Consider the following 23,154-nt stretch of genomic DNA (forward strand, 5'->3'; position numbering starts at 1 on the left):
GAGGCAAGGCGGAGAGCTCAATCGTGCTGAACAAGTTCGGTCCCTCGGGCCATGGCGAAGCGCAGGTGCAATATCTCGACGGCGATTTCCGCGTGATCTCGCCCGGCACCTTTGTGCGTTGTGCCATCACCGACGTCCGGATTCCGCTCGACGAGCTGAAGTACTGGAGCGTCGACCTGCAGGAAGCCTACGCCACCCCGACCGCCGTGCTGCAGCGCCACCATCCCGGCGTCCTCAAGCCGCAGGCCTAGGCTCAAGGCCGGGTTCATTTGCGCAGCCTCCTGTCCCGCGCCCTGAACAGCTGATCGGCCACCAGGCGCCGCAGCGCGTCGCCATCATCGAATTGCAGCGTCACCGCAAACGGCACGATCGCCTGTGCCCAGGCCGGCATCCCGTCCGGACCACGCAACCGCGCGAGATCCTTTTCCGTCGTCACCAGCGTCAGGGCGTCGCCACGCGCGTCAGCAACGAGCGCTTCGATCTCCTCCTTCGTGAAGGCATGATGATCGGCGAAAGCCTTGCTGCGCACGACGTCCACGCCGCTTAAGAGCAATGTGTTGAAGAAGCGCGCGGGATCGCCGATGCCGGCAAAGGCGAGCGCACGTGTTCCGTTCAGCGCCGCCAGCGAAGCCTGGTCCGGCTTCAGATGCGCCGACAGCACCGGCTTGCCGCGGGACGCGAGATCGGCCGCAATCCGTTGCGCCGCGCTCCCCTCGCCGACCACGATCAGCGCGTCGGTCCGTTCCAGCTGCGGCGACAGCGGCGCGCGCACCGGTCCGGCCGGAATCACGCGGCCATTGCCGACGCCGCGCGTGCCGTCGATCACGATCAGGCAGACATCCTTGGCCACCGAGGGATTCTGGAAGCCGTCGTCCATCAGGATCACGCTGGCATTCTGGGCGCGCGCCAGCGCCAGGCCCGCGGCGCGGTCGCGCGACACCACGACCGGCAAACTCGCCGCCATCATCAGCGGCTCGTCGCCGACTTCGGCCGCCGTGTGGCTGTCGCGATCGACCTTGACCGGGCCAGCGAGCCTGCCGCCATAGCCGCGGCTGAGCACCACCGGCCGCTCGTCGAGTTCGCGCAGCAATTTTGCCAGCGCCAGCACCGTCGGCGTCTTGCCGGCGCCGCCGACATGGTAATTGCCGACGCAGATCACGGGAATGCCGGCATCGACGCCGGATTGCCGCATCCGCCGTGCGGCGACCGCGCCGTAAAGCGCGGCAAGCGGTTGGAGCAGTTGCGATGTCCAAGACGACGGCCGGTGCCAGAAGGCCGGCTCACGCATTGGCGGCTCCCATCTCGAGCCGCAACTGCAACAGATAGGGCTCAAGAGCGGTCACCGTGCGCTCCAGCGCGCCACCGAGCTGTTCGACGACGCGCTCGGAGGCCGCCAGCGAATTGTCGCGGGCCGCGGAATCCGCAAGGAACTGGCCGAGCTGCTTGACCAGCGCTTCCCGATCATCGGCGCGGCGCGCGCCGCCGGCGCGATCGAGCGCCTCATAGACATCGGTGAAGTTGAACACGTGCGGGCCGTGCACGATCGCCGCGCCAAGCTTGATCGCCTCGATCGGATTCTGGCCGCCATGCGCAACCAGCGAGCCGCCCATGAACACGATCGGCGCGAGGCGATAGAACAGGCCGAGCTCGCCCATCGTATCGGCGACGTAGATATCTGTTGTCGCGACCGGCAGATCCTCATGCGAGCGCAGGCCGGGGCGCAGGCCGGCCTCCGTCACCAGCCGCGCCACCGCCTCGCCGCGCGCGGCATGCCGCGGCACGATCACTGTGAGCAGGCCGGGGAAGAATCCCGCGAGCGACTTGTGCGCCTCGATCAGGATCTCTTCCTCGCCGCGATGGGTCGACGCCGCAACCACGATGGCGCGGCCGCGGGTCACCGACATCAACCGCTCCAGCTTGGCCGGATCGGCCGGCGGCGCCGCGACGTCGAGCTTGAGGTTGCCGGTGACGACGACGTTGTGGCTGCCGAGCGCGGCAAAGCGTTCGGCGTCGGTGTTCGACTGCGCGAGGCAGATGTCGAACCGGCCGAGCAACGCGCCGATGGTGTTGGAGACCCGGCGCCAGCGCGGGAAGGAGCGCTGCGACATCCGCCCATTGATCAGCACCATCGGCAGCCGCCGCGCGGCGCTCGACAGGATCAGATTCGGCCACAAATCGGATTCGATGAACAGCGCCAGCGACGGATGCCAGTGATCGAGGAAGCGCGTCACATAACGCGGCGAGTCGTACGGCACGTATTGATGGATGACGTCGGGCGGGAAGCGCTTGGCGACGATCGCGGCCGAGGTCACCGTGCCCGAGGTGAGCAGGATGCGCAAATTGAGCGCGCGCAGCCGCTCGATCAGGCCGGCCGCTGCCAGCACCTCGCCGACGCTGGCGCCGTGAATCCATACCAGCGGGCCCTGCGGCCTGGTATCGGCGCTCACGCCGCGCCGCTCGCCGACACGTTCGGGATCTTCCTTGCCGAGCTTGAGCCGCCGCTTGATCAGCGCAGGCGCGAGCGGCACCATCGCGGACGACAGCTTGCGGTACACACGCAACGTCATCGGTAGCGAGCTAGCCAAGCGCTGCCTCCGGCCGCCCGACCGCTGCATAGGCACGTCGGGTCGCTTCGTTGAGAAGTTCCTCCACGTGCTGCCGAAGCTTTTCCATCGTCGCGGCGTCGGCGTCGGGCGGCACATAGACCGGCTCAATACCTACCACTGCGCCGCGCCCGAATGGCAAATTGATGGTGGTCGAATCCCAGTTTTTCAACCGGATGAATCGGCTGGTGACCATCGCAAAGGGGATGATCGGCCGGCCGGTCTCCCGCGCCAGCATGATGGCCCCGAGGCCCGCCACCCGCGCCCGCTTCGGCACGTCGGCGGTGGTGGCCATGTTGCAGCCGTCTTCCAGCGCCCGAACCATCTCCAGGAAGGCGCCGACGCCGCCCTTGCGATGGAACGCGCCGGAATGATCGCCGGAACCTCTGATGGTGCCGATGCCGAGCCGCTCCACCGCGAGGGCGTTGAACTCGCCGTCGCGGTGGCGGGAGATCAGGACCTTGGCGCGGTAGCTCTCCTTGGTCTTGATGAACGGCGTCATGAAGTGCTGGCCGTGCCAGAACACGAAGATCGCCGGCATCAGGGGCTCGACGATCCCGTACACGTCATGCGGCTGGTAGCTGAAGCGGTTGGTGTACCACACCAGCCGCAGATACTCGGCCGCAAGCACACCCAGCGCGCGCTGCACGAAGCCGCTGCGCAGCAGATCGCGAAAAAGTCGTTTCAATGGGAATGCTTTGTGTCCTGCTCAGGATCGAGCAACCGGTGGAGGTGAACGACGAAGTAGCGCATCTGGGCGTTGTCCACGGTCTGCTGCGCCTTCGCCTTCCAGGCCGCATAGGCGGTCGCATAGTTCGGGTAGACGCCGACGATCTCGACTTCGTCCAGGTTCTTGAAGGTGTTGTGCTCAAGATCGGTCAACTCGCCGCCGATCACGAGGTGAAGCAGCTGGGGCTGGGCATTGTCTGACATGATGGTGCTTTTCCTAACGAGATGCCCGGCAAACAAATGAAGTCGTAGTCGTCACAGGTCTGGTCGTCACAATCGGAAACGCGGCGCGGATCGGCGAGGCCTCACGGCAAAGGACGGCTGCGAAAATGCTCGACAATGCGTGCATGACGTTCGCGTCCTGCTGCCACCAGCACCCCATGCGTCACCTCCCGGCGATTGTACTCAATCGCGTCCCCCGAGAGCGCGGTCATCTTACCACCCGCTTCCTGCACGATCAAATTCGCGGCGGCAAGATCCCAGTCGCGGCTTTGCCCGCCTGCAAAGGCCGCGTCAAGTCGACCTTGTGCTACACGGCACAACCTGAGCGCCAGCGATCCGATCCGCGGATAGAGCGTGATCTCGTCCAGCGTCGGGCTGAGCCGCTGCACCAGCGGCTTCGGTCCCGCCATCCGCGGAAAGTTGAAATCGGTGCCTGCGGTTGCATGCACCGCGCCGTCGTTCAGGGTGGCGCCCTGTCCGCGGGCGGCGAAGAAGAATTCCTCGCTGACCGGCGCATACACCGCCGCGAGCACCGGCGATGCATTTTCAACCAGCGCCACACTGACGCACCAGTCCTCGCGGCCGGCGAGATAGGCGCGGGTGCCGTCGATCGGATCGACGATCCAGGTGAAGCGCTTGCCGATCCGGGTGTCGTTGTCGGCGCTCTCTTCCGACAGCCAGCCGTAGCCGGGCGTTGCCGAACGCAGCTGCTGCTCCAGGAGGTCGTTGACCGCGATGTCGGCCTCGGAGACCGGCGAGGACGCGCCCTTGATCCAGTTCTTCAATTCGGTGCGGAACAGTGACGATGCGAGCCGGCCCGCTTCCTGCACCGATCTGGTCAGCAAGGCGGCATCGCGCGCCTTGGTCCAGTCGTCCGTATCAGCGTCCGCCAAGCGTCAGGCCCTCGATGCGCAGCGTCGGCGAATTGACGCCGTAGCGGAATTCCAGATCGTTGGCGGCGACCAGCGACTTGAACATCGGCAGCAGATGGCCGGCGATGGTCACTTCGCTGACCGGATAGGTGATCTCGCCGTTCTCGATCCAGAAGCCGGACGCGCCGCGGCTGTAATCGCCGGTCACGCCGTTGACGCCGGAGCCGATCAGGTCGGTGACATAGAAGCCCTGCTTGATGTCGGAGATCAGCTCCTTCGGCGTCACCGCACCGGGCTCGAGATGCAGATTATACGTTCCGGGAGACGGCGAGGACGACACGCCGCGATGCGCATGACCGGTCGTAACAAGCCCGAGCTCGCGCGCGGTCGCCGAATCCAGTACCCAGGTGGTGAGCACGCCCGCATCGATCAGCGCCGTCTCCTTCACCCTGACGCCCTCGGCATCGAAGGTCTGCGAGCGCAGGCCGCGCACGCGCAAGGGATCGTCGATGATGCGGATGTCTTTGGAGAACAGCTGCTCGCCGAGCTTGTCCTTCAGGAAGCTGGTCTTGCGCGCGATCGAGGCGCCGTTGATGGCGCCGACGAGATGGCCGACGATCGAACCGGCCACCCGCGGATCGAACACCACCGGCACCTTGCAGGTCTCGACCTTGCGCGGATTGGACCGCGCCACCGCTCGCTCTCCGGCCTTGCGACCGACGGTAGCAGGTGAATCGAGATCGGAGGCATGCGGCGCGCTGGTGAAATCGTAGTCGCGCTCCATGCCGGTGCCCTCACCGGAAATCGCCGTCGTCGAGATGCCGTGGCTGGAGCGCAGATAAGAACCGTGGAAGCCGGTCGACGTCACCAGCACCATGCCGCCGATCCCGGTCGAGGCCGACGCGCCGCCGGACTTGGTGACACCCTTGACCCCGAGCGCCGCAGCCTCCGCTTCGATCGCGCGCTGCTCCAGTTCGGCCGTGCTCGGAACCTTGCGATCGAGCAGATCGAGATCGGGGAAATCGTGGGCGTGGAGCGCCGGATCGGCGAGACCAACATATTTGTCGTCCGGCGCCACGCGCGCCATCGCGACCGCACGCTCGGCAAGCTTGGCGACCCCGTCGCCGCTGACGTCATTGGTCGACACCACCGCCTGGCGGTGACCGACGAACACCCGCAGGCCGACGTCATCGCCTTCGGAGCGCTCGGTTTCCTCGACGCGGCCGTCGCGCACCTCGACGCCCTGCGAGACGCCGCGCACCGCGATGGCATCGGCCGCATCGGCCCCCGCGCGCTTTGCGGCATCGACCAGGCGCTGTGCAAGGTCGCTCAGGCCCGATTGGTCGAACAGATCGGAGCTATCGCCGTGTCGCGATGCAGATGGTGAAGAGTTCACGAACGAATTCCTGCGGATTGAGGGGGGCCCGGAACGAGGTCGACAGACCCACCAGATGTGCCGGTTTCACAGGGATTTCAAGCACTTTGCGCCGCAGGCAACAAAGATTTGAGTGATGGGGGCAAGGCTTCGTCAATCATGCCGGCCAACCTCTTGTCAATCATGGCACGAGGTGAGGAGGGATTAACCAGGCTTTTTAAGGGGGAACGGACATCGCTCGGCTAGGCTCTCACACAACGACCGGGAACATAATCCCGGCGGGGAGACAGAGCTTTGAGGCGTCAAACACCAACAAGCGGAATCAATTCCGCCGGGTCGAGCTGCGCGTTGCGGCTCGACCCTCTTTCCCTTCCGCTCAGCTTCCACGCGCAGGACGCGCGCGCGGATGGCGGCATGCGGCAGGTCGAGCTTCATCGCGAACATGTCGTGCTGCGCCGTGCCGTTCTCGGCATGCGGATGGCGGTCAATGTTCGCGTCAGCGACTTTCTCGGCGTCGCGGTGCGCGGCATCGACGACGCGCAGATGCTGGTGCTGGTTCACCGCGATCCCGCGCTCAGCATTCCGCTCGGCTCCAGTTCGGATGCCGAGGAGATCAGCTCCGCCTGGCAGATGTGGAGCGACATCTTCCGTCTCCCGCAACTGACCGAGCCTGCGCCGCGGACGCCCTCCCCGCGCCGCCGTCGCCGCAACGCGATCCGCGCGCGGAGACCGAAATTCCTGGTCCACCGCCGCGCCGGCGTCAGCCTCAACGGCACCAGCGTACATCGCGGCGAACGCGAGATCATCGCGCGGGATTGAGTTCGGCGCACTCAGCATGAACGGGGTCGCGGCCCCAGCGTCGCGCAACAATTGTGATTTGGGGTAATGGGTCCTGGCTTTCGCCAGGACGACGATGAGGATGGGACGACGATGAGGATGGGTTTCGATTCATCGTCTCACACCACGCGGTGTCATCACCCGCGCATGCGTGATTTGTCGTACCTCTCGCCGTCATTTCGAGCTGCGTAGGATGGGTAGAGCGAAGCGAAACGCATCAACTCTTGTTCTGCGGCGAGAATGACGGGTATCGCTTCGCTCCACCATCCTGCGAAGTCGTCACGCCGCGCGCAGCACCGCGTCGACGACCAGGCTCGCGAACAAGATCAAGCCGGCGTCGCGGTTGGACTTGAAGATGCGCAGGCAGAGCGCGCCATCGCTGATGTCGAGCCGCCGGATCTGCCAGGCGAGATGCAGCGCGAACGCCGCCAGCCCAATCCAGGCCGGCCAGCGCGCCCCTGCGAGTGCGAACGCCACGCCGATCAAGAGCACGGCGAGACCATAGAAGATCACGAGCGCACGATGGGTGCGTGCACCGAACAGGCGCGCGGTGGATTTGACGCCGATCAGCGCATCATCCTCGGCGTCCTGATGGGCGTAGATGGTGTCGTAGGCGATCACCCAGGCGATCGATCCGGCGTAGAGCGCAATCGCGGTCGCATCGATGCGCTCGAGCGTCACCGCAAATCCCATCAGCGCGCCGTAGGAGAAGGCAAGGCCGAGCACGACCTGCGGCCACCAGGTGATCCGCTTCATGAACGGGTAGATCGCGACGATCAGAAGCGAGGCGATGCCGGTCATCACCGCGAAGCGGTTGAACTGCAGCAGCACGAGAAGCCCGATCAGCGCCTGCAGGACCATGAAGACCACCGCCTGCGTCACCGTGACCTGCCCGGCGGGGATCGGCCGCGACCGCGTGCGTTCGACCTTGGCGTCGAGATCGCGATCGGTGATGTCGTTCCAGGTGCAGCCGGCGCCGCGCATCACAAAGGCGCCGATGAAGAACAGCAGGACCACGAGCGGCAGCGAGCGCACATCATGCGCGACGCCGGCGGCGAGCGCCGCCGACCACCAGCACGGCATCAACAGCAGCCAGGAGCCGATCGGCCGGTCGTAGCGCGCAAGCCGCAGATAGGGCCGCGTCCAGACCGGCGCATGGGTATCCACCCAGTTGCCTGTGGAATCGGCAACGCGGGTGGAGACATCGCTCATGGGTGATCCATCAACGGGTGAGGACGTTGCCGTTCAGCGTATCGAAGGTGCTGCCGCCCTTCTTGGTCGGCGTCGCTTCCGGCAGCGAGGCGGACGAACCGAGCACGTCGCTCAAGCTCGGCCCCGCTGGCCCACGCGGCTGCGCCGCCGCCTGCTCCGCGACATTGCAGACCTTCTTCAGCAGCGCTTCGGTATTCTTGTGTCCGGCCTTGAGCTGGTCGGCGATCTGCGGCGGAATTCCGCACTTCTGCGCATTGGTGTCGACATATTTGATCATCTTGATCTCGGCCTGGCTGTAATTGCCGATCAGCTTGCAGGCCTCCTGGGGGCTGGCGTGGCGATCGCTCGCCGCCTTGATCGCCTTGCCGCGCTTCTCCGCATCCTCGCGCAGCGGCGTGAAATTCTTCATGCAGGCGTCGGCGGCACCACCACCACCCGCACCCGGCGGGGGCGGCGACGACAGCCCGCCGCCGGCGATGGGGGCCGCGCCACTGCTCGGAAATGCCGACGGCGTGGCACCGACCCTGGCCGCCGGCGCGCCGTTGACCGGCGGGAATGCGGAATCCGAGGCGGTTCCGGCCTGGCTTGGACGCATGCCATTGACCGGCGGAAACGCGGGGTCGGACGCGGTGCCGGCCTTACCGGCCTGATTGGGCAACGGGGCCGGAAAGGCGCTCTGCGCGGCGGCTTGCCCCACGGACAGGGCGGTCGCAGCAACGGTCAGCACGATCAGACGGCGGATCATCGAGGGTGTTTCTCCGGCAAAAGGTCCAGGCAACCCCAGCGCAACAAAAACGAAGCAACGAATTTTGGGGGCGTTTTACGATTCCTGTGAGGCCTTAACAACCCGTGGATTTGGGCGACAGCGCGGCGTAGGGCCACACCGGCCATATTAAATTGTTCCCCGATTCTAAGCCTTTAGGCTACGAACGGCGGTAAAATGGACCATCAAATTTGCCTGAACAGGATTTTCGGTAAGGCCCCGGTTTGGATTCATGGGCCGACGCCGCGGGCGACCGAACAACAAAAGGGACCGCGTGCAAGCGGCCCCTTGGACTAAAGAAATGACTTGGTGACAGAAGCAATATATCGACGCTCAATATTACCTGGCTGGCGAGTTCCTGAGGAGTCCGCGGGATTACGGTGTCGCGCGGTTTGGTAAACTGGCCACACCGCACTGAAGCCGCCTCGGATATGCCTGAACTCGATTTCCGCAGCCCCCGCCTGTTTGTCGACGCCCCGCTCGGCGCCGGCGCAACCGTTCCGCTCGAACGCGATCAGAGCAACTATCTCGGCAACGTGCTGCGGCTCGGCGCCGGCGACAGCGTGCTGGTGTTCAACGGGCGTGACGGCGAATGGCGCGCCGAGATTTCCGGCCGCAAGCGCCCCGACACGCTGACGGTCGCGGCACAGACCCGCCCACAGGACCGCCTGCCCGACGTCACCTATGTGTTCGCGCCGCTGAAGCATGCGCGGCTCGACTACATGGTGCAGAAGGCGGTCGAGATGGGCGCCGCGCGGCTGGTGCCGGTGCTGACACGCTTCACCCAGGTGTCGCGGGTCAACGGCGAGCGGATGCGCGCCAATGCGGTCGAGGCCGCCGAGCAATGCGGGATCATCTCGCTCGCCGAAGTCGCCGATCCCCTGCCCCTCGAACGTTTCCTGGCGGGGCGCGATCCGGCGCGGCTGCTGGTGTTCTGCGACGAGGCGGCCGAGGTCGAAAGCCCGGTGCAGGCGCTGGCGGCGGCAACGGCTGCGAATGCCGGGATCGATGTCCTGATCGGCCCGGAAGGCGGCTTTGCCGAGGAGGAGCGCACGCTGCTGCTGCGCCAGCCCGCCATCCTCCGCCTCGCCCTCGGCCCGCGCATCCTGCGCGCCGACACCGCCGCCGTCGCCGCGCTGGCGCTGGTGCAGGCGGCACTGGGGGACTGGCGAGGAAATGGGCCACACACTCCCTCCCCGTCATCCTGAGGTGCGAGCCTCTTCGGCGAGCCTCGAAGGATGCACGGCCCGGCTGGTGGCCGTCGATCCTTCGAGGCTCGCTGCGCTCGCGCCTCAGGATGACGGAACCTGCAGCTCGTTTGCCCGATGAAAGCCGAGGGCAAACATCTGCCCCTAGCCAAGCCGTCGCAAAATCGTTAACGCACGCAATCATTAAGCCACTTGGCCGATCGCTGTCGAAACCCCGATCCGGCTATGGTAAGGGCTGCCCCGAACCACCCTTGGAACCCGCACCGGAACCTGGTCCGGAGCTATTGGACGTCGAGATGACCGAAGCCGCCGCACCACGATCCGCCGCCGGATCCGCCGTCTGGGCGGATGCGCTGCTGGCCTCGTTCGCGCAGGCCGGCTATCAGAGGTCCGAGCCCGCGATCCTGCAGCCCGCCGAGCCGTTCCTCGATCTCTCCGGCGAGGACATCCGCAAGAGCCTGTACCTGACGACCGACCCGAGCGGCGAGGAGCTCTGCCTGCGCCCGGACCTCACGATCCCGGTGGCGCGCGACTACCTCGCCTCTGCCCGCGCCGGCCAGCCCGCCGGCTTCAGCTATCTCGGCCCGGTGTTCCGTTATCGCGGCGGCGCGCCGAGCCAGTTCCTGCAGGCCGGCATCGAATCGTTCGGACGGCAGGACCGCGCCGCGGCCGATGCCGAGATGCTGGCGCTGGCGCTGGAGGCGACCACGGCGTTCGGGTTGAAGGACGTCGAGATCCGCACCGGCGACGTCGCGCTGTTCAACGCGCTGATCGATGCGCTCGACCTCTATCCGGTGTGGCGGCGCCGGCTGATCAAGGACTTCAACCGCAAGGTCTCGCTGACCGACGACATCGAGCAGCTGGCGCTCAAGACGGCACCGGGCCGCAACGAATATGAGGGCGTGCTCGCTGCGCTGGCCGGCTCCGACCGCAAGGCGGCGCTGGCGCTGGTCACCGATCTGATGTCGATCGCCGGCACCACTAATGTGGGCGGCCGCACGGTGGCCGAGATCGCCGACCGCTTCCTCGAGCAATCGACGCTGAAGGGCGGCGCGCTGCCGCGCGATGCGGTCGCGACCATCAAGCGCTTCCTGGCGATCGCGGGCGATCCCGACGACGCGGTCGCGCAATTGCGCGCGCTGGCTGGCGAGGCCAAGCTGAACCTTGCCGCCGCGATCGACCAGCTCGAGAGCCGGATCGGCTTCATGGCCGCGCGCGGCATCGACATCCGAAAGACCCGGTTCTCCACCGCGTTCGGCCGCGGCCTCGACTATTACACCGGCTTCGAGTTCGAGCTGCACGCCAAGGGCAACGGCGCCGAACCGCTGGTCGCCGGCGGGCGCTATGACGGGCTGATGACGCAGCTCGGCTCGGCGAGCCCGATCCCCGCGGTCGGCTTCTCGGTCTGGATCGAGGCGATGACCCGGCATGGCCAGGCCATCTCCTCCTTCGGAGCCGCCCAATGAGCACGCCCTTCGTCGTCGCCGTTCCCTCCAAGGGGCGGCTGCAGGAAAACGCCGAAAGCTTCTTCGCCCGCGCCGGGCTGACCTTGTCGAAGGCCGGCGGCGCCCGCGACTATCGCGGCACCATCGCCGGCGTCGACAATGTCGAGATCGCCTATCTCTCGGCGAGCGAGATCGCGGCCAATCTGGCTCGCGGCTCGGTGCATCTCGGCGTCACCGGCGAGGACCTGGTGCGCGAGAGCATTCCCGATGCCGACAAGCGCGTGCTGATGATCGAAGGCCTCGGCTTCGGCTTTGCCAATGTCGTGGTCGCGGTGCCGCAGGCGTGGATCGACGTCCGCACCATGGCCGATCTCGACGACGTCGCGTCCGGCTTCCGCGAGCAGCACAATCACCGCATGCGGGTGGCGACCAAATACATCAATCTGACGCGCGGCTTCTTTGCCAAACACGGCGTCGGCGACTACCGCATCGTCGAAAGCGCCGGCGCCACCGAGGGCGCGCCCGCCGCCGGAACCGCCGAACTGATCGTCGACATCACGACGACCGGGGCGACGCTCGCCGCCAACGGGCTCAAGGTGCTCGACGACGGCGTCATGCTGCGCAGCCAGGCCAATCTGGTGGCGTCGAAGGATGCCGACTGGTCGAAGGGCGCCCGCGAGACCGCGCGCGTGATCCTCGACCATATCGCGGCGCGCGCCCGCGCCAGCAAGTATCGCGAGGTCCGCACCCGCTTCGCCGGCTGCAACGATGCGCTGCTCTCCGAGGCGCATAACCGCTTCGGCGTGGTCGCCCCGTTCGGCGGCCCGACCTCGTCGGGCATGCTTACGCTGCACTGCCCACCGGGCAAGCTCTACGCGCTCGGCAGCTTCCTGCGCGAGCACGGCGCCGAAACCGTGTCGGTGGTGTCGCTGGACTATGTGTTCGACCGCGAGAACCCGCTGTTCGCCAGGCTCGAGGCGTTCCTGCGACAATGAGGCGGCCACGCCGTTCATGTTGGCGACAGCTACCCTGCGGTACCATATTGTGTTCGAGGGATCTCTCGTTTTGACGCGGTTTCTTCGTGCGAGGCGGAAGGCCATTTCGCTCGAAAACGCTCTAGTTCTGGAACCTGATCGATGATGCTGGGCTCTGACGTTTCCAGCCTGACCACGACCGCCAAGACCGCCGCCGGGCAGGGTCTGTCGATCGTCGTTCCCGTCTACAACGAGGCGGCCGGGCTTGCTGCGTTGCATGAGCGGCTGATCAACCTCGCCAAGACGCTGCGCGCCCGCTACGGCCTCGCCTGCGAGGTGGTCTATGTCGATGACGGCAGCGCGGACAACACGCTGACGATCGCGCGCGGCCTGCCCGCCGACGGGCTCGACCTGCAGGTGGTGTCGCTGTCGCGCAATTTTGGCAAGGAGGCGGCGCTGATGGCCGGCCTCGACCACGCCCGCCGCGGCGCGGTGCTGTTCATGGATGGCGACGGCCAGCATCCGCCGACGCTCGTCGAGCAACTGGTCGCACACTGGATCGATGACGGCTACGACGTGGTCTACACGGCGAAGGCGCATCGCGACAATGAATCGGCCGCGCGGCGGCTGGCCGTGCGCGGCTTCTACGCGCTGATCAACTGGGGCGCCCGGCAGCAGATCCCGGAGGATGCCGGCGACTTCCGCCTGCTGTCGCCGCGCGCGGCCGCGGCCCTGCGGCAATTGCCGGAGCGCAACCGCTTCTTCAAGGGCCTCGCCAGCTGGATCGGCTTCAGGCAGATCCGCGTCGACTACGAGCCGGCGCCGCGCGCGCACGGCGTCACCACCTTCAACGCCGGCCGGCTGATCGGCCTGTCGATCGAGGGCCTGACCTCGTTCTCGGTGGCGCCGCTGCGCTTTGCCAGCCTGCTCGGCGCGCTGCTCGCCGGCGCGGCGTTCCTGTTCGGCCTCTCGATCCTGTGGGAAGTGCTGACCACCGGCAAGCAGGTCCCCGGCTATCCGTCGCTGATGATCGGCATGATGACGATCGGCGGCGTGCAGCTGATCATGATCGGCATCGTCGGCGAATATATCGGCAAGATCCTCTCCGAGCTGAAGGCGCGGCCGATCTACTTCGTCGCCGAGCACACCGAGAAGCACGCCGACGGCGGCGCGGCGCAAAATGCCTCCGAGCGGACCGCCGCGGAATGAACACCGATACGCCGCGCCGGATCTGGCTGTGTGCTGACGATTATGGCTTGAGCGACGGCATCAACCGCGCGATCCGCGACCTGATCGAGCGCGGCCGCCTCAATGCGACGTCGGTGATGACGGTGACGCCGGCGATCGGCCGCGATGCGGCCAGCGCGCTCACGGCGTCGGTGGCGAACAGCCCGCGCTGCGCGATCGGGCTGCATGTGACGCTGACCGCGCCGTTCCGGCCGCTGACGATGCATTTCCGCCCGCTCGACAGCGACATGTTCCTGCCCTTCCCGCGGCTGCTGCGCGCCGGGCTGATGCATCGGCTCGACGCCGAACTGGTCCATGCCGAGGTGCTGGCGCAGCTCGACGCCTTCCATGATCTGTTCGGCCGCGCACCCGACTTCGTCGACGGTCACCAGCACGCGCAGCTGTTCCCGCAGGTGCGCGACGGCTTCCTGCGCGCCGTGAAGGAGCGCGCGCCGGGCGCCTGGGTGCGGCAGTGCGGCCGCGAAGGCCCGCTGGCGCGCCAGCTGGCGGCGCCGAAGGCGCTGGTGCTGAACGTGCTCAGCACGCAATTCCGGATCAAGGCGCAGCGAGCAGGCCTGCGGTTCAATCCGGCCTTCGCCGGCGCCTATGATTTTACGCGCGGCAATGATTTCGCGGCGCTGATGCAGGGCTTCCTCGACGGCATGCCGGAGGACGGGCTCGTGATGTGCCATCCAGGTTTCGTCGATGAAACGCTGAAGAGCCTCGACCCGCTGACGACGCAGCGCGAGACCGAACATGCCTATCTGGCAGGCGACGATTTCCCCGCGCTGCTGGCCCTGAATAAAGTTACACTCGAATAAAGTTACATTGGCCTGACAAGGTTCATCCGGTCGTATTGTCGCATACATAAATTTAATTCTGGCCCCCACTCCTTGCGCCACAAACCCGGTCCTACATCTCGGACGCGCCGATTCGATCGGCGCGATGGAGAACGCCATGACACCGCAAGAACGCCAACTGATCGACGATCTCTTCGACCGGCTCGCCAAGCTGGAGAATGCCCCGCGCGACGGCGAGGCCATGTCCGCGATCATGCAGGGTCTGCGCAGCGCGCCGAATGCGGTCTACGCGCTGGTGCAGACCGCGCTGGTGCAGGACGAGGCGCTGAAGCGCGCCCACGACCGGATCCAGGAACTCGAGGCCGCGGTCGGCCAGCAGCAGGGAGCCCAGCAGCAGGGCGGCGGTTTCCTTGATTCGATGCGCGATGCGATCTTCGGCGGACAGGGCCAGCAACATGGTTCGGTGCCGCCGGTGCGGGCGCCCGACATGGGCGGCCGCGATCCGGGCAGCCGCCCGGTCTGGAACTCGGGCCAGGCGATGCAGCAGGCCGGCGGCGGCTATGGCCAGCCTTACGGCCAGCCCGCGCAACCCTACGGCCAGGGCTATGGCGGCCCGCAGCCGCCGGCGCTCGGCGGCGCGCCGGGTGGCGGTGGCGGCTCGTTCCTCGGCACGGCGGCGGCGGCCGCGGCCGGCGTGGTCGGCGGCGGACTGTTGCTCTCCAGCATCCGCGGCATGATGGGTGGCGGCAGCCACCAGTCGATGGCCGATGCCGGCGGCCTCGGCGGCGGTTCGCGTCCCTGGGGCGGCGACCAGTCGTCGAGCGACCTCGCGCGCGACGCCGGGGTCAACGACATCGGCTCCAACCGCGACAGCGGCTCGCGCGCCGGCGCGTTCGACCAAGCGCAGGCCGACCGGGACAGTGACGATGATCAAGACGCCGACGACTTCGACAATGATGACGACGGCTTCGACGGCGGCGGAGACGGTGACGACAGCAATTACGCGTAAGCGTCTCACCTGAAACACAAACGGCCGCTCCATCGAGCGGCCGTTTTCATTTGATCAGTCGTAGCCTGGGCAGAAGCTGTTCTCCTTCCCCCTGAAAGGCAGGGGTGTCCGGGGAATGATTCACTGTGTCGCGGTGCATGCTCGGCAGGACCGAGGCAAATCGGTCTTTTCTGGTTGTCGAGACACAGAGGGCCGAGCATGCGATATCGCGGTAGCATTTTTGGAAGGCTGCTTGAACCGATCAATCGACGGCAGTTTCAGACGGTTGTGGATCGTCTGGACGGGGATGCCTACGACAAGTCGTTCAGGAGCTGGGATCAGCTGGTGGCGCTGATCTATGCCCAGCTTAGCGGCAACAGCAGTCTGCGCGGGGTGGTGACTGGCTTCAACGCCAATTCGCAGCATCACTATCACTTGGGAACCGGCAAGCTGTCGCGCTCGACGTTGTCCGATGCCAATGCCCGCCGTCCGATCGGCATTTTCGCGCAAACCTTTGCGGCGCTGTCGGCGATGGCGCGTCGCCAGCTGCGGAGTGAAGGCATGGAGATGGTGCGTCTGATCGACGCCAGTCCGATCCCGCTCGGCAAGGTCTGCAGTTGGGCGACGTGGAACGGCCGCATCCGCGGCATGAAGCTGCATGTCGTCTACGACCCAAGGAGCGATGTCCCGACCTGCGTCGAGATGACGGCCGCGAACGTCAATGACATCGAGATCGGCCGACAGACCCCAATCCAGCCCGCCACCACCTATGTGTTTGACAAGGGCTATTGCCGTTTCGACTGGTGGCAGAAGATCAATGATAGCAAGGCTTTCTTCGTTACCCGGGCGAAGACGAGCATCCGTCTTCGCTCGCTCAGGCATCGCGCCATCCGCAAGCGTAACGGGGATGGCTTCGAAATCCTTGCCGATGACGAGGTGAAGCTCACCAGCAAGGGCGATTCGCGCCTTCCAATCCCGCTCCGCCGCATCAAGATCAGACGCGAGAAAGGCGGCAAGATCACACTCCTGACCAACGACCTTGCCCGTAGCGCCGTCGAGATCGCCGCCCTCTACAAGAGCCGATGGCAAATCGAGCTGCTGTTCCGCTGGATCAAGCAGCATCTCGATATTCGCAAGTTCCTCGGCGCCAACGACAACGCGATCCGCCTTCAGGTGCTCGCTGCGATGATTGCCTACCTGCTGCTGCGCATCGCCGCTCACACCAACTGCATCAAAATGCTCCCGCTCAGGTTCGCCGAACTCGTCGGCCAGCTCCTGCTCACGCGTCGATCCCTCGCTGCCATCGACAAACCTCCGCCCATCAACCCCAGCCGTCGGAAATCAACCATCTCACCTGACCAGATGGAGCTCCGCTATGCCTGAATTTCCCCGGACACCCCTGCCTGAAAGGGAGAAGGTCGGGATGGGGGTCAGCCACAAACGCCGCTGCTCGTGGAGAGAGATGATCCCCACCCGCTTTGCTCTGTTGAACAAAGCGACCTCCCCTTTTCAAGGGGAGGTTGACGCATCGTGCGGCTCGCTGTCCCGGATTTCGCTTCGCTCCATCCGGACTACAACTTCACATCACGACGACCCTGGCGCCGACATTGACGCGGCCGTAGAGGTCGATGACGTCCTCATTGCGCATCCGGATGCAGCCGGACGAGACGTTGGTGCCGATCGTCCAGGGCTCGTTGGAGCCGTGGATGCGGTAGAGCGAGGAGCCGAGATACATTGCGCGGGCGCCGAGCGGATTTTCCGGGCCGCCTTCCATGTGCCGCGGCAGATCGGGACGGCGCGCCAGCATTTCCGGCGGCGGCGTCCAGGCCGGCCACTCCTTCTTCGCCGAGATCGTCTTGATGCCGGCCCAGGTGAAGCCGGGCCGGCCGACGCCGATGCCGTAGCGCAGCGCGCGGCCGTCGCCCTGCACCAGATAGAGAAACTTGTTCGGCGTATCGACGACGATGGTGCCGGCGCTTTCCCTGCCGCTATAGTCGACCAGTTGCTTCTCGTATCTCGGATCGAACGGGCGCTGCGCCGGATCGCCCGCGGCCTCTTCCTGCTGGCGGAGCATCTGCTGCTGCGGATCCATCGGCGGCAGCTGACGGTTGCCGTAATAGCCGGGCTGCTGCTGATACGGCTGCGGCGAATAACCCTGCGACGACGGCGCATCGCCGAACAGGAATTCGATGAAGCCGCCGCCCATGTTGGAGCGCTGCGGCTGCACATAGGCGGTGCGCATCGGCGGCTGCGGAGCGCCCTGATTGGCATAGATGACGGCGGGCCCGGCGGGCGCTGCCGCGTCGATCGCCATGGCGTGATGGGGAACGGCAATAAGAGAAGACGCGCCGGCGAGCAGCGCAAGCGTGGTTTTCCTGAACATCGACGTACTCTGTACTGGTTTCGTCGTGACGTGATGCGCGCGGCGCCGACTTTGCGCCGTTGCACGTGGTCAATAAGCAATGAAAACCGCATCGGTTTGGTAAACGGATCGGCCGTTTCGATTCACCACATCGGCAATGGAGCGCGGTTTTCCCTGACAGCGTTTATTTTGCGTGAACGGCGTGGCGACATGGTTAATCGCCGGTATCGCCGCGCTTGCGCGCTATCCGCGCAAACGGTTCCGGCGTGAACCTGACGTTAAATCCGCTCTGTCTAGAACGGACTTCAGTGAAGGGGCGGGAATGAAATCATGTCAGTGAAGCGCAAGCGTTTTCGTGTCGAGCAGGCGATGGGCGAGGTTGTGATGCCGGAGCCGGATGTTTCGGGCGGCGCCGATCTCGGTCCGATGCATCGCGAGATCATGGCCGAGCTTCGCTCGATCCGCGCCCAGATGGCCGCAGCCCCGGCACAGCGCACCGGCGACAGCGTCGATGCCGCGGTCGCCCGCGAAGTCGCCGAGACCCACGCGCTGCTCGAGACCTACCGCGCGCAGGTCGAACAGTGCGAGAAGCTCAAGGTCGAGCTCGACCTGATCCACGACGCGATCAGCCGCACCAAGCGCGAGATCGCCGTGCTGCACGGCAAGAGCTTCAACGGCGAGGAGATGGCCAAGGTCAATGGCGAGCTTGGCGCCGTGGTCGGCGGCACCGAACAGGCCACCCAGCAGATCCTCGAGGCGGTGGAGGCGATCGACCAGGCCGCGACCGCGCTCGCCAACAACGTCACGCCCGACCAGCAGAAGCGGCTCAGCGAAGATATTCAGGAGCGCGTGGTCTCGATCTTCGAGGCCTGCAACTTCCAGGACCTCACCGGCCAGCGCATCAGCAAGGTGATGCAGACGATGAAGTTCATCGAACAGCACATCAACGAGATGATGAACATCTGGGGCGGCGTCGACGCCATCAAGTCGCACGTCCCGGCGATCGTCGACACCCGCGAGGGCGATGCCCGCCTGCTCAACGGTCCGAAGCTCGACGGCGACGCCGGCCACGCCTCGCAGGACGACATCGACGCGATGTTCAACTGAGGTTCGTCAGATCAACACGAAAAACGCCGGCCCTCGGGCCGGCGTTTTTGTTTGAGCGATGGTGCACTCCCGCGAGGATCGCCGCCTCGCCCTCCGCGCAAGCCGATCGTCGCAACGCGTCGGATCGGTCAAGGCGACTTACCAATCGCGGCATCCTTTATCCTCCGTCGCCATACAACATCGCCTACTGGCTGCCGGCTGGCTCGCCATCTCGCTCACGCTCGGAGTTGCGCACGCCGTATTCCGGCGCGGTCGCGTCACCTATCATCGGATCATCGGCGCGGGCTGCCGTATCTGCTGATCGGGCTCGGCTTCGGGACGCTATTCGTCTTCCTCGGGTTGTGGTTTCCGGATGCATTCAAGGGAATGAATCTCGAGGATGACTCAGCCCCTGCGAGCTCGGTCTATTATCTCAGCTTCGTCACGCTCACTTCTACCGGCTACGGGGACATCATCCCGGTGCACCCGCTAGCGCGCAGCCTGTGCAATGTCGAGAGCGTGATCGGCCAGCTTTACCCGGCCACGCTGCTGGCGAGGCTCGTTACGCTCGAACTGAGAGACCAGGGCTCATAAGGCTTGTATTTCACGCTGCGAACCCGGCTCGCGCTACTTCGGGCTTCGGGCGACCGAGCCTCGCTCCCTTGGCACAAACCGCCCTATCGCCTTCAAGTTTTCCGACGTAGATTAGGTGCCCGATGGAAGGGATCGTTCATGGCACCCGGGTGCTTAAAACCGAACCCGTCAAATCACGTCCTCTATGACGAGAAGAGCTTGCTGCGACATCGAGCCGCGGCACCTCCCATCGGCGCTGCAAAAGTCGGATCGGCTCGCCAACCACAACGCGCATTTCAATCGAGCAAATTGCCTCGTCAGCTCAGGCGTCGATGGGTCGAACCGTCGAGCGGTGACGTGGTGCTCCGCATCACTCTGGCCGCGAGCGCGCTCTGGCCGATCCTGCTGTTGACCGTCCTGTTGCTCGAAGCTCAGTAAGGCACGGCAGGCCCGACGGATTGTCGCCGCTGATTGTCATGGATGATTTAGAAGCGGCATTCGACCGGATGCACTACAGTACTGGCGCCCAGTCGCGACCTGAACGCCAGTAGAGTCGTTCATTCATACAAGGCGCAGACCCCTCCCTGCCAGCGCACGCATCTGCGAACGGCTCGGCGAGTTTGACGGACGGTCGTCCTTGCTACGCATACACCATTGATACGCGTCCGGCCCGGACCGCAGCCGACGGCCACCGGTATTGCCATTGTTTCCGTCTGGAGGAGCGGCGCGGGTGTCATGGCTTGCGCAGGTGCTCCAACACACAAAGCGAAGATAAAGACAGCAAACAAGCGGATCATTGTGTTCCTCCATTTAATCCTTTGAGGCACCACAGCTCCACTCCATAGCGATGGAAAGGCCCGGCCTTGACTTGCGTCAAGGCTCGCAGGCATGCGTCCCCTCACCGCAGGCATATGCTACTTGATCACCAGATGAAGTTGCCGAACCACCCATATCGCGGACGTCGCTCCGCAAAATGCGCATAAGGTGACGGCGCGTATCTCCTGGCATGGGCATACTTCCGAGGCGGCTTGGCTTCCCTCGCCTTGCGGCCCGACGATTTTGGCCGCTCGATTTCGGATTTCTGCATCTGGGCAAACGCTTCCCGCTCGCGAACGATCGGGGAAGGCCCGACAGTTTCGGCCGCGGCTGGAGCAGGAATTTCCGCGACCTGTTCAGGAACGATAGTCGGGAGACTGGTGTCGTAAACGACAAGGTCGGGCAGCTTTTCCATCGAACGGATGCGAATGGTCGGACGACTCGAGTCGGGCTGCTTTGCCAGTGGAGAATTGGGGATGGTGGCATCCAGAAGGAATAGCAGCGCGAGCAGCACTCCGCCGATATACAGGAAATACCGCGCCACTGGCATGGATCGCTCCATCCGCCATTGTGCACATCGCCAGGCTTCTTTGCCCAAGGGCACGCATCTGCGCTGAAGCATGGCTCAGCACCGCGTCAGGCGGCTACCGGCCGACGAGACCGCATTGACGTGCGCGTGGTCGACACCAGCGTCCCATTCAAGAACTTCAGGACCTTTGACATAGATCAACAGTATCGCGACAAGGATGAATCAGTCCGATCCTCCGTCTCGACAACATGCATCTTGTGCCAGCGTCGACGGTTGCAAATCCGCTGGCAGGTTTGTTGTCGCGGGTGCATATTACTGCGTGAGGGAAATTGTCATGCGTATGCCGGGAGCCAACATTGGGTGCCGGTTGCATGGGACTTCCGGAATCTGCGTGTGACCAACGTGCAGAGCCTCCTATTAAAAATTGGCAAGCAGTTCGTATCGCAATAGCAATCGCCGCAAGTGCAACAAGCGGCGCGTGGTGGAAGCGAGCGTTTGAGCTTGTGGTGAGGACAGCCAACCGCCGGTAAGCACAGCGCGAGGTCGTCTTTGAAGGTGCGACGATGAGCGCCGGGCTTCTTTCAATCGCGCTGATGGCGTGCGCCTTGCTACCGGATCACTGATTGGGGCGGAGCCACTGGAGTACTCAACACTGGAGATTGAACATGACGCAAAGAATTGTCCGAAATACTGCAATTGCGCTTTCGACTATCGCTTGTGCGACACTGTTCTCCATCACCTGGTCCGAGCGGGGCGGTCTTTCGGCGTCGGTCGAAAGTGCCCAGGCGCGTGTGGGCCGGCCGCTGACGCCCGTGAGCGTCGCCGGCGTCGCGCGTCGTCAGACCCGGCGCGCCGCGTACGGGTACGGGGTGGGCGCGGGTGTCGCCGCTACGGCAGCGGTCGCTGCGGCCGCCGCTACCGCGCCGGCCTATTCCGGCTGGGGCACAAACGATTGGACCAATTCGTATGCCGCCCAGACGGATCCCTACTTCGGCCAGCCCTACTATCCGGCACGAGCCTACCAGAGGATCAGTCCGTATTACGGATATGCCGGATGGACGGAGTACAAGGCAGCCAATGGTATCGGCTGCGAGCCCGGCACGATGACCAAGATGGCTGACGGCCGCATGTACGTCTGTCAGTGAAGCCGGCGCAACGGCAGCGCAAGAGGGCGGCTCCCTGAGCCGCCCTCTTTCACGATGAAGCAGATCAATCCCACGCGGCGACGGGTCGCGCGCGGCGTTGATCTACGTCAACATCGCCTCCCCCTTTTGCCACTGACGATACCTTGGGCCGCATCTGAAGCGGGCTCCATCACCTTCAGTTCACGTGCGATGAGGAGGATCACCATGCGTCGGACGAACATTTTTCCAACCAAGTCAGTGACGGTTGCGGGAATAGCGGCGAGCCTGATGTTGGGGTTTGCAGGCGCCGCTCTCAGTCCAGCACCGGCCAACGCCGTGATTTACTGCACGTATGTCGGTTATCCGGCAGGCTGCGTGGCGCGGGCGGGCGTCGTGCTCAGGCCTCGTCCGGTGGCGCGCGCTGCGGTCCGTCACAATGCGGGCGGCAACCTGAATGGCGGCGTCAATCGGGTTGGCGTGCGGCGATAAGGCCGTGTTTTCGGGTCTCCTTCCCTTCTCCCCTTGTGGGAGAAGGTGGCGCGGATGCAATCCGCGCCGGATGAGGGGTTGTCGCCGCCTACTCAAATCTCGAAAGGGTCACTCGCGGAGGGAGACCCCTCACCCGGATTGCATCTGACGATGCAATCCGACCTCTCCCACAAGGGGAGAGGTGTGCGCCGACTATGCGGCGCTATGTCGGCAGATCGCTCGAAGTCCCGCCGTTACGCCCTCGGGGCGCAGCGGACGTAGACCATGTTGCCGTAGCGGACCCCGGCGTCCTTGTCGACGAAGCGGGTGATCATGACGCGGCCGTCGAACGAGACGATCTCGCGGTCCTGCTCGCCGGGCACAGGTCCAGGCGGGCCGATATAGTTCTTGCCACTCGGGGAACCCTTCAGCCGCAGTTCCTGCGGGGTGGCCTGGTCGGCCAGATGCATGATGACGCCGCCGTTCTGGCCGGCGCCGATCACGTAAGGCTGCTTGCACTGGCCGCGCGCGGCGGCCTCGGTGCGGGCGCGATCGGCGGGATTCTGGAACGAGGCGAGACCCCAGCGGCCGACGATCTCATCGGCGCGGATGCTCGCGGGCATTTCGGGGGCGGCCCCCGGCTCGGCTGGCGCCGGCTCAGGGTTCGACGACAACGACGGCAGGCTCATGCTGCCGCACGCCCCCAAGAGTGTCGTCAGCGCCGAAACAGCCGCGAACCGTGCGACCAATCGCGCGTTGAATGACCTGATCATATGCATCCCCCGACTATGTCCCGGCCGCACCCGTCCTGCAGCCAAGCGTAAAACTTAAGACGGAGCAATGACGTCTGACAAAATTACGTCATCGCTACGATTTGGTTTCTGGTCCACCATCCTATATTGGCCTCACCAAGGCCTTAACCCGTTTGCTTGACAGAAACT

24 protein-coding genes are annotated in these 23,154 nt (G+C 65.1%); 13 read left to right on the forward strand and 11 right to left on the reverse strand.

Going from position 1 to position 23,154, the window contains the following annotated elements; translation table 11 throughout:
- Window positions 1–23: 23 nt before the first annotated feature.
- Window positions 24–251, forward strand: coding sequence for a DUF2093 domain-containing protein (locus tag ACVIYL_RS02365; protein WP_016848019.1), 228 nt, complete (start codon window positions 24–26; stop codon window positions 249–251).
- Window positions 252–265: 14 nt separating this feature from the next.
- On the opposite strand, the gene lpxK is transcribed toward ACVIYL_RS02365, so the two are convergent.
- The 6 genes from lpxK to ACVIYL_RS02395 all read right to left on the reverse strand — a co-directional run bounded on the left by lpxK (window position 266) and on the right by ACVIYL_RS02395 (window position 5,822).
- Window positions 266–1,288, reverse strand: a complete 1,023-nt coding sequence (gene lpxK, locus ACVIYL_RS02370) for a tetraacyldisaccharide 4'-kinase (RefSeq protein ID WP_456777630.1) — start codon at window positions 1,286–1,288, stop codon at window positions 266–268.
- The gene (locus ACVIYL_RS02375; RefSeq protein ID WP_456781769.1) at window positions 1,281–2,615 is read right to left on the reverse strand and encodes a 3-deoxy-D-manno-octulosonic acid transferase; all 1,335 of its coding nucleotides are present in this window, start codon (window positions 2,613–2,615) and stop codon (window positions 1,281–1,283) included. The genes lpxK and ACVIYL_RS02375 overlap by 8 nt, the downstream gene beginning before the upstream one ends.
- Window positions 2,578–3,291, reverse strand: a complete 714-nt coding sequence (locus tag ACVIYL_RS02380; protein ID WP_050384219.1) for a lysophospholipid acyltransferase family protein — start codon at window positions 3,289–3,291, stop codon at window positions 2,578–2,580. The genes ACVIYL_RS02375 and ACVIYL_RS02380 overlap by 38 nt, the downstream gene beginning before the upstream one ends.
- On the reverse strand, window positions 3,288–3,536 hold the full coding sequence (locus ACVIYL_RS02385) for a DUF4170 domain-containing protein (protein ID WP_016848023.1): 249 nt from the start codon (window positions 3,534–3,536) through the stop codon (window positions 3,288–3,290). The genes ACVIYL_RS02380 and ACVIYL_RS02385 overlap by 4 nt, the downstream gene beginning before the upstream one ends.
- 101 nt (window positions 3,537–3,637) lie before the next feature.
- Window positions 3,638–4,447 (reverse strand): inositol monophosphatase family protein, encoded by an 810-nt coding sequence (locus tag ACVIYL_RS02390; RefSeq protein WP_456777631.1) that lies wholly within the window; start codon window positions 4,445–4,447, stop codon window positions 3,638–3,640.
- The gene (locus ACVIYL_RS02395; protein WP_456777632.1) at window positions 4,434–5,822 is read right to left on the reverse strand and encodes a TldD/PmbA family protein; all 1,389 of its coding nucleotides are present in this window, start codon (window positions 5,820–5,822) and stop codon (window positions 4,434–4,436) included. The genes ACVIYL_RS02390 and ACVIYL_RS02395 overlap by 14 nt, the downstream gene beginning before the upstream one ends.
- Window positions 5,823–6,095: 273 nt before the next feature.
- Here ACVIYL_RS02395 and ACVIYL_RS02400 point away from each other — a divergent pair, with 273 nt between their 5' ends.
- A complete protein-coding gene (locus tag ACVIYL_RS02400) occupies window positions 6,096–6,620 on the forward strand; it encodes a DUF6101 family protein (RefSeq protein WP_456777633.1) in 525 nt (174 codons plus the stop codon).
- Between the two features lie 297 nt (window positions 6,621–6,917).
- Here the strand turns inward: ACVIYL_RS02400 and ubiA are convergent, their stop codons facing one another.
- Both ubiA and ACVIYL_RS02410 read right to left on the reverse strand, forming a co-directional pair.
- Window positions 6,918–7,850: a 4-hydroxybenzoate octaprenyltransferase gene (gene ubiA, locus ACVIYL_RS02405; protein WP_456777634.1), complete on the reverse strand. Its 933-nt coding sequence runs from the start codon at window positions 7,848–7,850 to the stop codon at window positions 6,918–6,920.
- Window positions 7,851–7,860: 10 nt separating this feature from the next.
- Complete coding sequence (locus tag ACVIYL_RS02410; RefSeq protein ID WP_092086865.1) at window positions 7,861–8,595, reverse strand: hypothetical protein; 735 nt, start codon at window positions 8,593–8,595, stop codon at window positions 7,861–7,863.
- 449 nt (window positions 8,596–9,044) lie between these two features.
- Here ACVIYL_RS02410 and ACVIYL_RS02415 point away from each other — a divergent pair, with 449 nt between their 5' ends.
- From ACVIYL_RS02415 to ACVIYL_RS02445, 7 genes are all read left to right on the forward strand, one after another.
- Complete coding sequence (locus tag ACVIYL_RS02415) at window positions 9,045–9,821, forward strand: 16S rRNA (uracil(1498)-N(3))-methyltransferase (protein WP_456777635.1); 777 nt, start codon at window positions 9,045–9,047, stop codon at window positions 9,819–9,821.
- 296 nt (window positions 9,822–10,117) lie between these two features.
- On the forward strand, window positions 10,118–11,287 hold the full coding sequence (locus tag ACVIYL_RS02420; protein ID WP_456777636.1) for an ATP phosphoribosyltransferase regulatory subunit: 1,170 nt from the start codon (window positions 10,118–10,120) through the stop codon (window positions 11,285–11,287).
- The gene (gene hisG / locus ACVIYL_RS02425; RefSeq protein ID WP_092086859.1) at window positions 11,284–12,261 is read left to right on the forward strand and encodes an ATP phosphoribosyltransferase; all 978 of its coding nucleotides are present in this window, start codon (window positions 11,284–11,286) and stop codon (window positions 12,259–12,261) included. Before ACVIYL_RS02420 ends, hisG begins: the two co-directional genes overlap by 4 nt.
- Before the next feature lie 141 nt (window positions 12,262–12,402).
- A complete protein-coding gene (locus tag ACVIYL_RS02430) occupies window positions 12,403–13,449 on the forward strand; it encodes a glycosyltransferase family 2 protein (RefSeq protein WP_456777637.1) in 1,047 nt (348 codons plus the stop codon).
- Window positions 13,446–14,288, forward strand: a complete 843-nt coding sequence (locus ACVIYL_RS02435) for a ChbG/HpnK family deacetylase (RefSeq protein WP_456777638.1) — start codon at window positions 13,446–13,448, stop codon at window positions 14,286–14,288. Before ACVIYL_RS02430 ends, ACVIYL_RS02435 begins: the two co-directional genes overlap by 4 nt.
- Before the next feature lie 136 nt (window positions 14,289–14,424).
- Window positions 14,425–15,276, forward strand: coding sequence for a DUF2076 domain-containing protein (locus ACVIYL_RS02440; RefSeq protein ID WP_057016664.1), 852 nt, complete (start codon window positions 14,425–14,427; stop codon window positions 15,274–15,276).
- A gap of 198 nt (window positions 15,277–15,474) precedes the next feature.
- Window positions 15,475–16,638 (forward strand): IS4 family transposase, encoded by a 1,164-nt coding sequence (locus ACVIYL_RS02445; protein ID WP_456777639.1) that lies wholly within the window; start codon window positions 15,475–15,477, stop codon window positions 16,636–16,638.
- 196 nt (window positions 16,639–16,834) lie between these two features.
- Here ACVIYL_RS02445 and ACVIYL_RS02450 read toward each other — a convergent pair whose 3' ends face one another.
- Window positions 16,835–17,638 (reverse strand): L,D-transpeptidase family protein, encoded by an 804-nt coding sequence (locus tag ACVIYL_RS02450; protein ID WP_456777640.1) that lies wholly within the window; start codon window positions 17,636–17,638, stop codon window positions 16,835–16,837.
- Window positions 17,639–17,947: 309 nt separating this feature from the next.
- On the opposite strand from ACVIYL_RS02450, the gene ACVIYL_RS02455 reads away from it, so the two are divergent.
- Both ACVIYL_RS02455 and ACVIYL_RS02460 read left to right on the forward strand, forming a co-directional pair.
- Window positions 17,948–18,724 (forward strand): protein phosphatase CheZ, encoded by a 777-nt coding sequence (locus ACVIYL_RS02455; protein ID WP_456777641.1) that lies wholly within the window; start codon window positions 17,948–17,950, stop codon window positions 18,722–18,724.
- Window positions 18,725–19,090: 366 nt separating this feature from the next.
- Window positions 19,091–19,297, forward strand: a complete 207-nt coding sequence (locus tag ACVIYL_RS02460) for a potassium channel family protein (protein WP_375167012.1) — start codon at window positions 19,091–19,093, stop codon at window positions 19,295–19,297.
- 901 nt (window positions 19,298–20,198) lie between these two features.
- On the opposite strand, the gene ACVIYL_RS02465 is transcribed toward ACVIYL_RS02460, so the two are convergent.
- Window positions 20,199–20,642, reverse strand: coding sequence for a hypothetical protein (locus ACVIYL_RS02465; RefSeq protein ID WP_083715002.1), 444 nt, complete (start codon window positions 20,640–20,642; stop codon window positions 20,199–20,201).
- A gap of 644 nt (window positions 20,643–21,286) precedes the next feature.
- On the opposite strand from ACVIYL_RS02465, the gene ACVIYL_RS02470 reads away from it, so the two are divergent.
- Both ACVIYL_RS02470 and ACVIYL_RS02475 read left to right on the forward strand, forming a co-directional pair.
- A complete protein-coding gene (locus tag ACVIYL_RS02470; RefSeq protein WP_244558799.1) occupies window positions 21,287–21,766 on the forward strand; it encodes a hypothetical protein in 480 nt (159 codons plus the stop codon).
- Between the two features lie 204 nt (window positions 21,767–21,970).
- The gene (locus ACVIYL_RS02475; RefSeq protein ID WP_076827747.1) at window positions 21,971–22,234 is read left to right on the forward strand and encodes a hypothetical protein; all 264 of its coding nucleotides are present in this window, start codon (window positions 21,971–21,973) and stop codon (window positions 22,232–22,234) included.
- Window positions 22,235–22,467: 233 nt separating this feature from the next.
- Here the strand turns inward: ACVIYL_RS02475 and ACVIYL_RS02480 are convergent, their stop codons facing one another.
- The gene (locus ACVIYL_RS02480; protein WP_456777642.1) at window positions 22,468–22,986 is read right to left on the reverse strand and encodes a hypothetical protein; all 519 of its coding nucleotides are present in this window, start codon (window positions 22,984–22,986) and stop codon (window positions 22,468–22,470) included.
- Window positions 22,987–23,154 lie beyond the last annotated feature (168 nt).

The sequence above is a fragment of the Bradyrhizobium sp. USDA 3315 genome (assembly GCF_054056795.1).

Excerpts from the sequence above, each read along its gene's own strand:
- lpxK (WP_456777630.1), bottom strand. The coding sequence starts at position 1,288 with ATGCGTGAGCCGGCCTTCTGGCACCGGCCGTCGTCTTGGACATCGCAA.
- ACVIYL_RS02375 (WP_456781769.1), bottom strand. The coding sequence starts at position 2,615 with ATGCAGCGGTCGGGCGGCCGGAGGCAGCGCTTGGCTAGCTCGCTACCG.
- ACVIYL_RS02385 (WP_016848023.1), bottom strand. The coding sequence starts at position 3,536 with ATGTCAGACAATGCCCAGCCCCAGCTGCTTCACCTCGTGATCGGCGGC.
- ubiA (WP_456777634.1), bottom strand. The coding sequence starts at position 7,850 with ATGAGCGATGTCTCCACCCGCGTTGCCGATTCCACAGGCAACTGGGTG.
- ACVIYL_RS02410 (WP_092086865.1), bottom strand. The coding sequence starts at position 8,595 with ATGATCCGCCGTCTGATCGTGCTGACCGTTGCTGCGACCGCCCTGTCC.
- ACVIYL_RS02415 (WP_456777635.1), top strand. The coding sequence starts at position 9,045 with ATGCCTGAACTCGATTTCCGCAGCCCCCGCCTGTTTGTCGACGCCCCG.
- ACVIYL_RS02420 (WP_456777636.1), top strand. The coding sequence starts at position 10,118 with ATGACCGAAGCCGCCGCACCACGATCCGCCGCCGGATCCGCCGTCTGG.
- hisG (WP_092086859.1), top strand. The coding sequence starts at position 11,284 with ATGAGCACGCCCTTCGTCGTCGCCGTTCCCTCCAAGGGGCGGCTGCAG.
- ACVIYL_RS02430 (WP_456777637.1), top strand. The coding sequence starts at position 12,403 with ATGATGCTGGGCTCTGACGTTTCCAGCCTGACCACGACCGCCAAGACC.
- ACVIYL_RS02435 (WP_456777638.1), top strand. The coding sequence starts at position 13,446 with ATGAACACCGATACGCCGCGCCGGATCTGGCTGTGTGCTGACGATTAT.
- ACVIYL_RS02440 (WP_057016664.1), top strand. The coding sequence starts at position 14,425 with ATGACACCGCAAGAACGCCAACTGATCGACGATCTCTTCGACCGGCTC.
- ACVIYL_RS02445 (WP_456777639.1), top strand. The coding sequence starts at position 15,475 with ATGCGATATCGCGGTAGCATTTTTGGAAGGCTGCTTGAACCGATCAAT.
- ACVIYL_RS02450 (WP_456777640.1), bottom strand. The coding sequence starts at position 17,638 with ATGTTCAGGAAAACCACGCTTGCGCTGCTCGCCGGCGCGTCTTCTCTT.
- ACVIYL_RS02455 (WP_456777641.1), top strand. The coding sequence starts at position 17,948 with ATGTCAGTGAAGCGCAAGCGTTTTCGTGTCGAGCAGGCGATGGGCGAG.
- ACVIYL_RS02460 (WP_375167012.1), top strand. The coding sequence starts at position 19,091 with ATGAATCTCGAGGATGACTCAGCCCCTGCGAGCTCGGTCTATTATCTC.
- ACVIYL_RS02465 (WP_083715002.1), bottom strand. The coding sequence starts at position 20,642 with ATGCCAGTGGCGCGGTATTTCCTGTATATCGGCGGAGTGCTGCTCGCG.
- ACVIYL_RS02470 (WP_244558799.1), top strand. The coding sequence starts at position 21,287 with ATGACGCAAAGAATTGTCCGAAATACTGCAATTGCGCTTTCGACTATC.
- ACVIYL_RS02475 (WP_076827747.1), top strand. The coding sequence starts at position 21,971 with ATGCGTCGGACGAACATTTTTCCAACCAAGTCAGTGACGGTTGCGGGA.
- ACVIYL_RS02480 (WP_456777642.1), bottom strand. The coding sequence starts at position 22,986 with ATGATCAGGTCATTCAACGCGCGATTGGTCGCACGGTTCGCGGCTGTT.